Here is a 12,114-nt window from a genome sequence, read left to right on the forward strand (position 1 = left end):
AGCCGGTCAGCAGCATCCCGCCGACGGCAACGAACGCTTGTTCCGTGCTTCCTTGCTGCGCGCGGCCAGCAGTTCATCGGCCGGGTAGCCGACCTCCTCCAGCGTCAGTCCGTGCGGCCGCACGACGTGCACGGCCGAGTCCCGGACGCCGGCCGCCAGCACCTTCCCCGGCCAGTCCGGCGGCCGGTGCCCGTCGCCCACGAACAGCAGCGCCCCGATGAGCGAACGCACCATGTTGTGGCAGAAGGCGTCGGCCCGCACGGTCGCGGTGATGATCCCGTCGTCGCCCTTCACGAGACTCAGCTCCTGGAGCGTACGGATCGTCGTCGCGCCCTCACGCTTCTTGCAGTAGGCGGCGAAGTCGTGCTCCCCGAGCAGCCGGCGCGCGGCCTCGTTCATGGCGTCGACGTCCAGCGGCCAGTCGTGCCACAGCACATGGCTACGCAGCAGCGGGTCGACCCCGCCGGGATTGTCGGTGACCCGGTACGCGTACCGCCTCCAGACCGCCGAGAAGCGCGCGTTGAAGCCACTGGGCGCCTCCCTGAGGGCCCAGACCCGCACGTCCCGGGGCAGCCGCCCGGCGAGCCGCTTCAGCAGCTTCTGATGGTGCTCGGCCCAGACCTCCCGCGGCAGATCGACATGCGCGACCTGCCCCCGGGCATGCACCCCGGCATCGGTACGCCCCGCCACGGTCAGCTCGTACGTCTCCCGCGACCGCGTCACGGTCCGCAGCGCGTCCTCGATCTCCCCCTGCACGGTCCGCCGCCCCCCGGCCTGCTTGGCCCACCCGGAGAACTCACTCCCGTCGTACGACAGATCAAGCCGAACACGAACGAACCCGGCAGCTGCTTCATCACTCACGCACAGATCCTCTCAGCAACAAAAAGCGGGCCCGCCCCTCGAAGAGGACGGACCCGCCAACGCCCTGAAGGGGCGCGGGGAACTGCGCGACAAGCCACGACACCGCCGCAGCCGCAAACGCACAGCCCCCGGCAGAACGCTTACGCGTCCTTCGACTCCTCGGCGGGAGCCTCGGCGGCCTCGTCGGACTTGGCCTCAACGGCCTCGTCCTTCTTGAGGGCGTCTTCCTTGACCGCACGCTGCGTCGCGGCCTCGGCCTCGCCCGTCGCCTCCTGCGCCACCGTCAGCGCCTCGACCAGCTCGATGACAGCCATGGGCGCGTTGTCGCCACGACGGTTACCGATCTTGGTGATGCGGGTGTAGCCACCCGGACGGTTCTCGTACCGCGGGCCGATCTCGGTGAAGAGCGTGTGGACGATGCTCTTGTCCGTGATGACCTGGAGCACCTGACGGCGGTTGTGAAGGTCGCCCTTCTTCGCCTTGGTGACCAGACGCTCGGCGTAGGGCCGCAGCTTGCGGGCCTTCGCCTCGGTGGTGGTGATGCGACCGTGCTCGAACAGCGCCTTCGCGAGGTTCGCGAGGAGGAGCTTCTCGTGCGCGGCGCTGCCGCCCATACGGGCACCCTTGGTGGGCTTCGGCATGGTGTTTCTCCTAGGTGTCTGCCCCGGCCGTATCAGGTACCGGAGTCAGTATCTGAGCAGACGGTTGTCTGTCAGAGATCCGGACGACAGCCCCGAAGGGGCATGTCGTCCGGAAGGGGCGCGGGGAACTGTGCGATCAAGCACAGCGCACCCGCACCCGAGTACGGACCGGAAGGCCCGAGCCCTCAGTACTGCTCGGTCTCCACGAAGCCGGCGTCCGCGTCGTCGTCCGCACCGAAGGCGTCCGCGGCGGCGGTCGGGTCGAATCCGGGCGGGCTGTCCTTCAGGGCCAGGCCCATGCCGGCCAGCTTCGCCTTGACCTCGTCGATCGACTTCGCACCGAAGTTGCGGATGTCGAGCAGGTCCGCCTCGGAACGCGCGACGAGTTCACCCACGGAGTGGATGCCCTCGCGCTTGAGGCAGTTGTACGACCGAACGGTGAGCTCGAGCTCCTCGATCGGCAGCGCCAGATCGGCGGCCAGGGCGGCGTCCGTCGGGGACGGGCCCATGTCGATGCCCTCGGCGTCGATGTTGAGCTCACGGGCCAGACCGAACAGCTCGACCAGGGTCTTGCCGGCCGACGCCATCGCGTCACGCGGACGCATGGCCTGCTTGGTCTCGACGTCGACGATCAGCTTGTCGAAGTCGGTCCGCTGCTCGACACGCGTGGCCTCGACCTTGTACGTGACCTTGAGCACCGGCGAGTAGATCGAGTCGACCGGGATCCGGCCGATCTCCTGGCCGACCTGCTTGTTCTGCACGGCGGAGACATAGCCACGGCCACGCTCGACCGTCAGCTCCATCTCCAGCTTGCCCTTGCCGTTCAGGGTCGCCAGAACCAGGTCGGGGTTGTGCACCTCGACACCGGCCGGAGGCGCGATGTCGGCGGCGGTGACCAGACCCGGGCCCTGCTTGCGCAGGTACATCACGACCGGCTCGTCGTGCTCCGAGGAGACGACCAGCTGCTTGATGTTGAGGATCAGGTCGGTGACGTCCTCCTTGACGCCCGGCACGGTGGTGAACTCGTGCAGGACACCATCGATACGGATGGACGTGACCGCCGCACCCGGGATCGAGGACAGCAGGGTCCGGCGGAGGGAGTTGCCGAGGGTGTAACCGAAGCCCGGCTCCAGCGGCTCGATCACGAACCGGGAGCGGAACTCGTCGACGACCTCTTCGGTCAACGAGGGACGCTGAGCGATCAGCATATTGCGATCCTTCTGTCAGGGGCGCCCGCTATTTGACGCCCTGAGTCACCAGGCAGAGCCTGATGGTGCTACGGACAAGGGTACGGGCGATACGACCCAAAAGAGTCGTACCGCCCGAAAACCTCAGACCAAGTGGCCTGCGTCCAAGATCAGACGCGACGGCGCTTGGGCGGACGGCAGCCGTTGTGCGGGGTCGGCGTGACGTCCTGGATGGAGCCGACCTCGAGGCCGGTCGCCTGCAGGGAGCGGATCGCGGTCTCACGACCGGAGCCCGGGCCCTTGACGAAGACGTCGACCTTGCGCATGCCGTGTTCCTGGGCGCGGCGGGCAGCCGACTCGGCGGCCATCTGCGCGGCGAACGGCGTGGACTTGCGCGAGCCCTTGAAGCCGACGTGGCCGGCGGAGGCCCAGGAGATCACGTTGCCCGACGGGTCCGTGATCGAGACGATCGTGTTGTTGAACGTGCTCTTGATGTGCGCGTGGCCGTGAGCGACGTTCTTCTTTTCCTTGCGGCGCACCTTCTTGGCAGCGCCCTGACGTCCCTTGGGGGGCATCTCTTAACTCCTACGGGAGGTGGTCGGTCCTACAGCGAAGACCGTGGACAGGCGTCCGCTGCGGACTACTTCTTGCCCGGCTTCTTCTTGCCGGCGATGGCGCGACGCGGGCCCTTGCGGGTGCGGGCGTTGGTGCTGGTGCGCTGACCGCGGACGGGCAGGCCGCGGCGGTGACGCAGACCCTGGTAGCAGCCGATCTCGACCTTGCGGCGGATGTCGGCCTGGATCTCACGACGGAGGTCACCCTCGGTCCTGATGTTGTTGTCCACGAACTCGCGGATCGCGACGAGCTGCTCCTCGGAGAGGTCGCGGACGCGGGTGTTCGGGTCGACGCCGGTGGCGGCCAGCGTCTGCTGCGCGAGGGTCCGGCCGATACCGAACACGTAGGTGAGGGCGACCTCCACGCGCTTTTCGCGCGGGATGTCGACACCGGAAACGCGTGCCATTCAATGGCTCCAGTTACTTGTCGGAGGTCTTCCACAGAACCGACTCCCAGCCGCCGTATGAGGTACGAACTGGGTCCCCGGCCTCCGAACCAGGGGTGTCAGGCGAACATCGTCCGCCCGGGTCCTGCGTATGAACATATTCAGCTCGCGTCGCGCGAATCCCTGCGATGGATGCAGAGGGTGCGATCCGCTGTCGATCAGCCCTGGCGCTGCTTGTGGCGCGGGTTGTCGCAGATGATCATGACCCGGCCGTGACGGCGGATCACCCTGCACTTGTCGCAGATCTTCTTGACGCTCGGCTTGACCTTCATTAGGTGAGGTTCTCCGGGTCAGTGCCACCACCTCGCCGAAGCGAGATGCGGGGCAAGATCTACTTGTAGCGGTAGACGATCCGGCCACGCGTCAGGTCGTACGGAGACAGCTCCACCACGACCCGGTCGTCAGGGAGGATGCGGATGTAGTGCATGCGCATCTTGCCGCTGATGTGTGCCAGGACCTGGTGGCCGTTCTGGAGCTCGACCTTGAACATGGCGTTCGGAAGAGACTCGACGACAGTGCCCTCGATCTCGATGGCACCTTGCTTCTTGGCCACGCTTCGCCCTTCGAATCGACTACCTTGATCGACTCCGAGCGAGCGCATGCAGGCATGCGAGTGCACCAGAGCCGACGAGTCAGTCTACGTCAGGGCCCCCGGAAAGACGAATCGGGGAAGCCTGCCCCAACGGAGAGGTCTTTAAGCGCCCCTGCAGGGGCGCGGGGAACCGCGCGAAGAACCCCCACGACCGCGCAGCCGCAGACGGTCCGGACTGCCCTCCCCGGAAGGCGCTCAGCCCAGCGGATCCGGAGCAGCGACAATGCCGAGCTCCGCCAGCTTCGCCTTCCCCGCGTCGGGAGACGTCAGCACCAGCGGCCCTTCCTCGGTCAGGGCGACCGAGTGCTCCCAGTGCGAGGACCAGGTGCCGTCGGTGGTGATGACCGTCCAGTCGTCCTGGAGGACCTCGGTCTTCGGCGTGCCCAGGGAGACCATCGGCTCGATGGCGAGGCAGAAGCCCGGCACCAGCTTCGGGCCCTTGCCGCGTCGCCGGTCGACGTAGTTCAGCAGGTGCGGGTCCATGTGCATCTCGGTGCCGATGCCGTGGCCGCCGTAGTCCTCGATGATCCCGTACTTGCCGCCGCCGGGCTTGGGCTGGCGGCGGATGTACGTCTCGATGGCCCGGGAGACGTCGACCAGGCGGTTGCCCTGCTTCATGGCCGCGATGCCGGCCCACATCGACTCCTCCGTCACCCGGGAGAGCTCGACCAGCTCCGGGGCGTGGCCGGAGCCCACGAAGGCCGTGTACGCGGCGTCGCCGTGCCAGCCGTCGATGATCGCGCCGCAGTCGATGGAGATGACGTCCCCGTCCTTGAGGACGACGTCGTCGGACGGGATGCCGTGGACGACGACCTCGTTCACGGACGTGCAGATCGTCGCCGGGAAGCCGCCGTAGCCGAGGAAGTTCGGCTTGGCGTTGTGCTCGGCGAGCACCTTGCGGGCGACCTGGTCCAGATCCTTCGTCGTGGCCCCGGGCACGGCGGCTTCACGGGTCGCCGCGTGGATGGCGGCGACGACCAGGCCCGCCTCGCGCATCTTGGCGATCTGCTCGGAGGTCTTGATCTGCACCATGGGGACTACGGCCTTTCTGGACCGGAGAGAGAATGAACGTCTTCAACGATAAGGGGCCGCGCGAGCGACCCCGCCCCACGCAGCAGCCGCGGCTCCCCTAGGGGAACCGCGGCCGTAGCTGCGCACGAACGACTACTTGCCGTCCTCGCCACGCTTCAGCGCCTCCATGGCGCGCGTCGTGACGTCCTCCACCTTGCCGAGCGCGGAGATCGTGACCACCAGGCCCTGCGCCTTGTAGTAGTCGATGATCGGCTCGGTCTGCGTGTGGTAGACCTCCAGCCGCGTGCGGACGGTCTCCTCGGAGTCGTCGTCCCGCTGGTACAGCTCGCCGCCGCAGACGTCACAGACGCCCTCCTTGGCCGGCTGCTTGTACGTCACGTGGAAGACATGCGCCGACTCGTTGCGGCAGATGCGGCGGCCGGCGATCCGCTTGACCACCTCGTCCTCCGGGACCTCCAGGTCCAGCACCGCGTCGAGCTGCATGCTCTCGGTCTCGAGCAGCTCGTCGAGCGCCTCGGCCTGCGAGACATTGCGGGGGAAGCCGTCCAGCAGGAAACCGTTCTCGGCGTCCGGCTGCTCCATGCGGTCCTTCGCCATGGCGATGGTGACCTCGTCGGGCACCAGGTTGCCCGCGTCCATGTAGGACTTCGCCAGTTTGCCGAGTTCCGTCTGCTGGCTGATGTTGGCCCGGAACAGGTCGCCCGTGGAGATGTGCGGGATCGACAGGTTCTTGGCCAGGAACGCGGCCTGCGTTCCCTTACCGGCGCCCGGCGGCCCGACGAGGACGATACGCATCAGCGGAGGAACCCTTCGTAATTGCGCTGCTGGAGCTGGCTCTCGATCTGCTTCACGGTCTCGAGGCCCACACCCACGATGATCAGGATGCTGGTCCCACCGAACGGGAAGTTCTGGTTTGCCCCGAAACCAGCCAACGCCATCGTCGGCACGAGAGCGATCAGACCCAGGTACAGCGAACCCGGCCAGGTGATCCGGTTGAGCACGTACGACAGGTACTCAGCGGTCGGTCGGCCAGCCCGGATGCCCGGGATGAAGCCACCATACTTCTTCATGTTGTCCGCGACTTCCTCGGGGTTGAACGAGATGGCCACGTAGAAGAAGGCGAAGAAAATGATCAGGAAGAAGTAGAGGACGATGTGCATCGGGGCGTCCGGCAGCGCAAGATTCTTTTCGATCCAGGTCTTCCAGCCGGAGCTTCCACCGGCGAACTGCGCGACCAGCGCCGGGATGTACAGCAGAGACGAGGCGAAGATCACAGGGATGATGCCGGCCTGGTTGACCTTCAGCGGAATGTACGTCGACGTACCGCCGTAGGACCGGCGGCCGATCATGCGCTTCGCGTACTGGACCGGGATACGGCGCTGAGCCTGCTCGACGAAGACCACCAGGCCGATCACGACGAGACCGACCACGATGACGGTGCCGAACTCGATCCAGCCGCCGGCCAGGGAGCCCTGCGTCTTGATGGCCCACAGCGCGGACGGGAAGGTGGCGGCGATCGAGATGAACATCAGGATCGACATGCCGTTGCCGATGCCGCGGTCGGTGATCAGCTCACCGAGCCACATCACGGCCGCCGTACCGGCGGTCATCGTGATGACCATGGTGATGGTGACGAAGATCGACTGGTCCGGGACGATCTGGCTGGCCACCGGGCAGCCCTGGAACAGGGCGCCGCTGCGGGCGGTGGCGACGAGGCCGGTGCCCTGAAGGATGGCGAGGGCGATCGTCAGGTAACGGGTGTACTGCGTGATCTTCGCCGTACCGGCCTGGCCCTCCTTCTTCAGGGCTTCCAGGCGGGGGATCACCACGGTCAGCAGCTGGAGGATGATGCTCGCCGTGATGTACGGCATGATGCCCAGCGCGAAGATGGTGATCTGCAGCAGCGCGCCGCCACTGAACATGTTGACCAGACCGAAGAGACCCTGGTTGGCCTCGGCGCTATCAATACACGTCTGGACGTTCTTGTAATCGACACCTGGAATCGGGACGTGTGTACCGACCCGGTAGACCACGATGATGCCGAGCGTGAAGAGCAGCTTCTTGCGCAGGTCGGGCGTCTTGAACGCCCGGGCGAACGCGGTGAGCACGGTGCCTCCTGCGACCCCCGCGCAACTGCGTCAAGGGTGACGGTCTTGAGGTTCGACGAATAGGTAACGGTCAACTGCCGCTCAGAGTGCCCGAAGTGAAGCACCCTGTGAAAAGAGGGCAGTGCAGGCCACCTTACCGGCGTGACTGCCGCCCTAGGAACGACCAACCGGGGATACCCCATATGTGGGGTATCCCCGGTCGGGATCGCTCAGGTCATCAAGACGCCTGTGGTGTTCAGACGAGCTCGGTGACGGTACCGCCGGCGGCGGTGATCTTCTCCTTGGCGGAGCCGGAGACGGCGTCGACCGTCACCTGCAGCGCCACGGAGAGCTCGCCCTGGCCGAGGACCTTGACGAGGCTGTTCTTGCGGACGGCACCCTTGGCGACCAGGTCGGCAACGGTGACCTCCCCACCCTCGGGGTAGAGGGCGGCGAGCTTGTCCAGGTTCACGACCTGGAACTCCGTCTTGAACGGGTTCTTGAAGCCCTTCAGCTTCGGAAGACGCATGTGGAGGGGCATCTGGCCACCCTCGAAGCGCTCCGGAACCTGGTAGCGGGCCTTCGTACCCTTGGTACCACGACCGGCCGTCTTACCCTTCGACGCCTCACCACGACCGACACGGGTCTTGGCGGTCTTGGCGCCCGGGGCGGGACGGAGGTTGTGGATCTTGAGCGGGTTGTTCTCCGCCATGATCAGTCGACCTCCTCGACCGTCACGAGGTGGCGGACGGTGTGCACCATGCCGCGGAACTCGGGGCGGTCCTCCTTGACGACCTGCGTGTTGATCCCCTTGAGACCAAGGGAGCGCAGGGTGTCACGGTGGTTCTGCTTGCTGCCGATGTAGGACTTGACCTGCGTAATCTTGAGCTGCGCCATGATTACGCACCCGCCCCGGCACGTGCACGGAGAAGAGCCGCGGGGGCGATGTCCTCGAGCGGCAGACCACGGCGGGCCGCGACCTCCTCGGGACGCTGCAGGCCCTTGAGGGCCGCCACGGTCGCGTGCACGATGTTGATCGCGTTGTCGGAGCCGAGCGACTTCGACAGGATGTCGTGGATACCGGCGCACTCGAGCACGGCGCGCACCGGACCACCGGCGATAACACCGGTACCGGGCGACGCGGGCTTGAGCAGCACGACGCCGGCAGCCTTCTCACCCTGGATGGGGTGGGGGATGGTGCCCTGGATACGGGGGACCTTGAAGAAGTGCTTCTTGGCCTCCTCAACACCCTTGGCGATGGCGGCCGGCACCTCCTTGGCCTTGCCGTAACCGACACCCACGGTGCCGTCACCGTCGCCCACCACGACCAGCGCGGTGAAGCTGAAGCGACGACCACCCTTCACAACCTTGGCGACGCGGTTGATCGCGACTACGCGCTCAACGTACGCGGTCTTCTCGGCGGCAGCAGCGCCGCCGTCACGGCCCTTCCGGTCCCGCCGCTCGCCGCCACCGGCACCGCCACCGCGGCGCTGGGGTCCAGCCATTGGAATTACCTCTCTCTGTTTCCGCTAGCTACGGAACCGACTCAGAACTTGAGTCCGGCCTCGCGGGCGGCGTCCGCCAGGGCGGCGATGCGCCCCGCGTACTGGTTACCACCACGGTCGAACACGACGGCCTCGACACCGGCAGCCTTGGCACGCTCGGCGACCAGGGCGCCGACCTGCTTGGCCTGCGCGGACTTGTCGCCCTCGCCACCGCGGATCGAGGTGTCCAGGGTGGACGCCGACGCAAGGGTGTGACCCTTGATGTCGTCGATCACCTGGGCCACGATGTGGCGGTTCGAGCGGGTAACGACCAGACGCGGACGCTCCGCCGTTCCGTTGATGTGCTTACGGATCCGGATGTGGCGGCGCTTGATCGCGGCGCGCTTGTAGGCGTCGCCCTTAAGGATCTTCTGTCCGTATGCCATGGCTTACTTACCCGCCTTTCCGACCTTGCGGCGGATGACTTCGCCCTCGTACTTGACGCCCTTGGCCTTGTACGGGTCGGGCCTGCGCAGCTTGCGGATGTTGGCCGCAACCTCGCCGACCTTCTGCTTGTCGATGCCCTCGACCGAGAAACGGGTCGGGGACTCCACCTTGAAGGTGATGCCCTCGGGGGCCTCGACCAGGATCGGGTGGCTGTAGCCGAGGGAGAACTCCAGGTTGGAGCCCTTCGCCACGACGCGGTAGCCGACACCGCTGATTTCGAGCTTCTTGACGTATCCCTGGGTCACACCGGTGATCATGTTCGCCACCAGCGTGCGGGACAGGCCGTGCAGGGCCTTGCTCTGCCGCTCGTCGTTGGGCCGGAGCACCTGAAGGGTGCCGTCCTCGGCCTTGGCGATGTCGATCGGCGCGATGACGGTGTGGGTCAGTTCGCCCTTGGGGCCCTTGACCTCGACCGTACGGCCGTCGATGGTGACGTCCACGCCGGCGGGAACCGGGATGGGGAGCTTGCCGATACGCGACATTGCTGTCTCTCCTCCGTTCCCGAACTACCAGACGTAGGCGAGGACTTCCCCACCCACGCCCTTCTTCTGCGCCTGCTTGTCGGTCAGGAGACCGTGGGACGTGGAGATGATGGCCACGCCCAGGCCGCCCAGAACCTTCGGCAGGTTGGTGGACTTCGCGTACACCCGGAGACCGGGCTTGGAGATCCGCTTGATGCCCGCGATGGAGCGCTCACGGTTGGGGCCGAACTTCAGCTCCAGGACGAGGTTCTTGCCGACCTCGGCGTCCTCGACCTTCCAGCCCGTGATGAAGCCCTCCTGCTGGAGGATCTCCGCGATGTGCGACTTGATCTTCGACGCCGGCATCGTCACGGAGTCGTGGTATGCCGAGTTCGCGTTCCGCAGACGCGTCAGCATGTCTGCGATCGGATCAGTCATGGTCATGAATTGGCCTTCGGCCTCTCTCGCCGGGGTTTCCTGGTGCGCCATCCCTCTCCCCGATCCGAGACGGGACGGGTGCGGCGCGGTGGACCTACGGCGTAGTAAGTCGTACGGGCGACCGTCAGGCGCCCAACCCTCCAAGCCTAAGCCATGAAGGGGAGGGCGCCTGACACGCCCATTGCTTACCGAGAGCCCTGCTAATCCCTTATAAGGGGGATTACCAGGAGCTCTTGGTCACGCCCGGCAGCTCGCCACGGTGAGCCATCTCACGAAGGCACACGCGGCACAGGCCGAACTTGCGGTACACGGAGTGCGGGCGGCCACAGCGCTGGCAGCGGGTGTAGCCACGCACACCGAACTTGGGCTTGCGAGCAGCCTTAGCGATCAGAGCCTTCTTCGCCATCTCGCTCACGCCTCCTTGAAGGGGAAGCCGAGGTGACGAAGGAGCGCACGGCCCTCAGCGTCGTTGGTCGCCGTGGTCACCACGGTGATGTCCATACCCCGGGTGCGGTCGATCTTGTCCTGGTCGATCTCGTGGAACATGACCTGCTCCGTGAGACCGAAGGTGTAGTTGCCACGGCCGTCGAACTGCTTGGGGGACAGGCCGCGGAAGTCGCGGATGCGCGGCAGCGCGAGCGACAGGGTGCGGTCCAGGAACTCCCACATGCGGTCGCCACGAAGCGTGACGTGGGCACCGATCGGCTGGCCCTCACGCAGCTTGAACTGCGCGATGGACTTGCGGGCCTTGGTGACGGCCGGCTTCTGACCGGTGATCGTGGTGAGGTCCTTGATGGCACCCTCGATCAGCTTGGAGTCGCGGGCGGCGTCGCCCACACCCATGTTGACCACGATCTTGACGAGACCGGGGATCTGCATGACGTTCTCGTACTTGAACTCGTCACGCAGCTTGCCCGTGATCTCCTCACGGTACTTCTGCTTCAGACGCGGGCTGGTGGTGGTCGTCATCAGATGTCCTCACCCGTCCGCTTGGCAACGCGGATCTTGTTGCCTTCGTCGTCGAAGCGGTAACCGACGCGGGTCACGACCTTGTTGCCGTCCTTCTCCACGACCAGCTGGACGTTGGAGACGTGGATCGGCGCCTCGGTGGTGACGATGCCGCCGGCCTGCGAACCGCGAGCCGTCGGACCTGCCTTGGTGTGCTTCTTGACCCGGTTGACACCCTCGACCAGGACACGCTCGTCGCGCGGGTAAGCGGCAATGACCTTGCCCTGCTTGCCCTTGTCCTTACCGGTGATGACCTGGACCAGGTCGCCCTTCTTGATCTTCATGCTCACAGCACCTCCGGCGCGAGGGAGATGATCTTCATGAACTTCTTCTCGCGCAGCTCACGGCCGACCGGGCCGAAGATACGGGTGCCACGAGGGTCGCCGTCGTTCTTCAGAATGACAGCGGCGTTCTCGTCGAAGCGGATGTACGAGCCGTCCGGACGGCGGCGCTCCTTGACGGTGCGAACGATGACCGCCTTGATGACGTCACCCTTCTTCACGTTGCCGCCGGGGATCGCGTCCTTGACGGTGGCGACGATGACGTCACCGATACCCGCGTAGCGGCGACCGGAGCCACCGAGCACACGGATGCAGAGGATCTCCTTAGCACCCGTGTTGTCGGCGACACGCAGCCGCGACTCCTGCTGGATCACGTCTATCTCCTGGTTGTCTGCCGGTTCCCGGCAGGGGCTCTCCTCTTGCGAGGTCGGCCCCTGCCGAGCCTGGCGGAACGATGCCTAGGGGGTCCCCCTAG

20 protein-coding genes are annotated in these 12,114 nt (G+C 66.1%); all 20 read right to left on the minus strand.

The genetic code is table 11. From position 1 onward, the window contains the following. Window positions 1-6: 6 nt before the first annotated feature. Window positions 7-861, minus strand: coding sequence for a tRNA pseudouridine(38-40) synthase TruA (truA, locus tag OG542_RS15745; protein WP_311127298.1), 855 nt, complete (start codon window positions 859-861; stop codon window positions 7-9). Between the two features lie 140 nt (window positions 862-1,001). Beyond that, a complete protein-coding gene (gene rplQ / locus OG542_RS15750; protein ID WP_193481525.1) occupies window positions 1,002-1,502 on the minus strand; it encodes a 50S ribosomal protein L17 in 501 nt (166 codons plus the stop codon). Window positions 1,503-1,687: 185 nt separating this feature from the next. Next, the gene (locus OG542_RS15755; protein ID WP_003966937.1) at window positions 1,688-2,710 is read right to left on the minus strand and encodes a DNA-directed RNA polymerase subunit alpha; all 1,023 of its coding nucleotides are present in this window, start codon (window positions 2,708-2,710) and stop codon (window positions 1,688-1,690) included. A gap of 149 nt (window positions 2,711-2,859) precedes the next feature. Further along, the gene (gene rpsK / locus OG542_RS15760) at window positions 2,860-3,264 is read right to left on the minus strand and encodes a 30S ribosomal protein S11 (protein ID WP_003956432.1); all 405 of its coding nucleotides are present in this window, start codon (window positions 3,262-3,264) and stop codon (window positions 2,860-2,862) included. 65 nt (window positions 3,265-3,329) lie between these two features. Then, window positions 3,330-3,710, minus strand: coding sequence for a 30S ribosomal protein S13 (gene rpsM, locus OG542_RS15765; protein WP_189728755.1), 381 nt, complete (start codon window positions 3,708-3,710; stop codon window positions 3,330-3,332). Window positions 3,711-3,907: 197 nt separating this feature from the next. Continuing rightward, window positions 3,908-4,021 (minus strand): 50S ribosomal protein L36, encoded by a 114-nt coding sequence (rpmJ, locus tag OG542_RS15770; RefSeq protein WP_003948619.1) that lies wholly within the window; start codon window positions 4,019-4,021, stop codon window positions 3,908-3,910. 59 nt (window positions 4,022-4,080) lie between these two features. Next, window positions 4,081-4,302 (minus strand): translation initiation factor IF-1, encoded by a 222-nt coding sequence (gene infA / locus OG542_RS15775; RefSeq protein WP_003948620.1) that lies wholly within the window; start codon window positions 4,300-4,302, stop codon window positions 4,081-4,083. Between the two features lie 234 nt (window positions 4,303-4,536). Next, window positions 4,537-5,373, minus strand: a complete 837-nt coding sequence (gene map, locus OG542_RS15780) for a type I methionyl aminopeptidase (protein WP_328411539.1) — start codon at window positions 5,371-5,373, stop codon at window positions 4,537-4,539. Window positions 5,374-5,505: 132 nt separating this feature from the next. Continuing rightward, window positions 5,506-6,168 carry an adenylate kinase gene (locus tag OG542_RS15785; protein WP_193482348.1) on the minus strand — a complete coding sequence of 221 codons (663 nt, stop codon included), beginning with the start codon at window positions 6,166-6,168 and terminating at the stop codon, window positions 5,506-5,508. After that, on the minus strand, window positions 6,168-7,481 hold the full coding sequence (gene secY / locus OG542_RS15790) for a preprotein translocase subunit SecY (RefSeq protein ID WP_193482349.1): 1,314 nt from the start codon (window positions 7,479-7,481) through the stop codon (window positions 6,168-6,170). The genes OG542_RS15785 and secY overlap by 1 nt, the downstream gene beginning before the upstream one ends. Before the next feature lie 235 nt (window positions 7,482-7,716). Beyond that, a complete protein-coding gene (gene rplO / locus OG542_RS15795; protein WP_193482350.1) occupies window positions 7,717-8,172 on the minus strand; it encodes a 50S ribosomal protein L15 in 456 nt (151 codons plus the stop codon). Between the two features lie 2 nt (window positions 8,173-8,174). Next, window positions 8,175-8,357: a 50S ribosomal protein L30 gene (rpmD, locus tag OG542_RS15800; RefSeq protein WP_003974250.1), complete on the minus strand. Its 183-nt coding sequence runs from the start codon at window positions 8,355-8,357 to the stop codon at window positions 8,175-8,177. Between the two features lie 2 nt (window positions 8,358-8,359). Further along, window positions 8,360-8,965 (minus strand): 30S ribosomal protein S5, encoded by a 606-nt coding sequence (rpsE, locus tag OG542_RS15805; protein WP_193482351.1) that lies wholly within the window; start codon window positions 8,963-8,965, stop codon window positions 8,360-8,362. Between the two features lie 41 nt (window positions 8,966-9,006). Next, a complete protein-coding gene (gene rplR / locus OG542_RS15810) occupies window positions 9,007-9,390 on the minus strand; it encodes a 50S ribosomal protein L18 (protein ID WP_007494754.1) in 384 nt (127 codons plus the stop codon). Between the two features lie 3 nt (window positions 9,391-9,393). Continuing rightward, a complete protein-coding gene (gene rplF, locus OG542_RS15815) occupies window positions 9,394-9,933 on the minus strand; it encodes a 50S ribosomal protein L6 (protein WP_184591442.1) in 540 nt (179 codons plus the stop codon). A 24-nt stretch (window positions 9,934-9,957) separates the two neighbouring features. Next, entirely contained in the window at window positions 9,958-10,356 is a 399-nt protein-coding gene (gene rpsH / locus OG542_RS15820; RefSeq protein WP_030839654.1) for a 30S ribosomal protein S8, read from the minus strand. 214 nt (window positions 10,357-10,570) lie between these two features. Then, complete coding sequence (locus OG542_RS15825) at window positions 10,571-10,756, minus strand: type Z 30S ribosomal protein S14 (RefSeq protein WP_003948630.1); 186 nt, start codon at window positions 10,754-10,756, stop codon at window positions 10,571-10,573. 5 nt (window positions 10,757-10,761) lie between these two features. Then, complete coding sequence (gene rplE, locus OG542_RS15830; RefSeq protein WP_003992366.1) at window positions 10,762-11,319, minus strand: 50S ribosomal protein L5; 558 nt, start codon at window positions 11,317-11,319, stop codon at window positions 10,762-10,764. After that, on the minus strand, window positions 11,319-11,642 hold the full coding sequence (rplX, locus tag OG542_RS15835; RefSeq protein ID WP_053674523.1) for a 50S ribosomal protein L24: 324 nt from the start codon (window positions 11,640-11,642) through the stop codon (window positions 11,319-11,321). The genes rplE and rplX overlap by 1 nt, the downstream gene beginning before the upstream one ends. Window positions 11,643-11,644: 2 nt before the next feature. Then, complete coding sequence (gene rplN / locus OG542_RS15840) at window positions 11,645-12,013, minus strand: 50S ribosomal protein L14 (protein ID WP_003992364.1); 369 nt, start codon at window positions 12,011-12,013, stop codon at window positions 11,645-11,647. Between the last annotated feature and the right edge of the window lie 101 nt (window positions 12,014-12,114).

Origin of the sequence: Streptomyces violaceus (assembly GCF_036014075.1) — a bacterium.
Classification (GTDB): domain Bacteria; phylum Actinomycetota; class Actinomycetes; order Streptomycetales; family Streptomycetaceae; genus Streptomyces; species Streptomyces violaceus.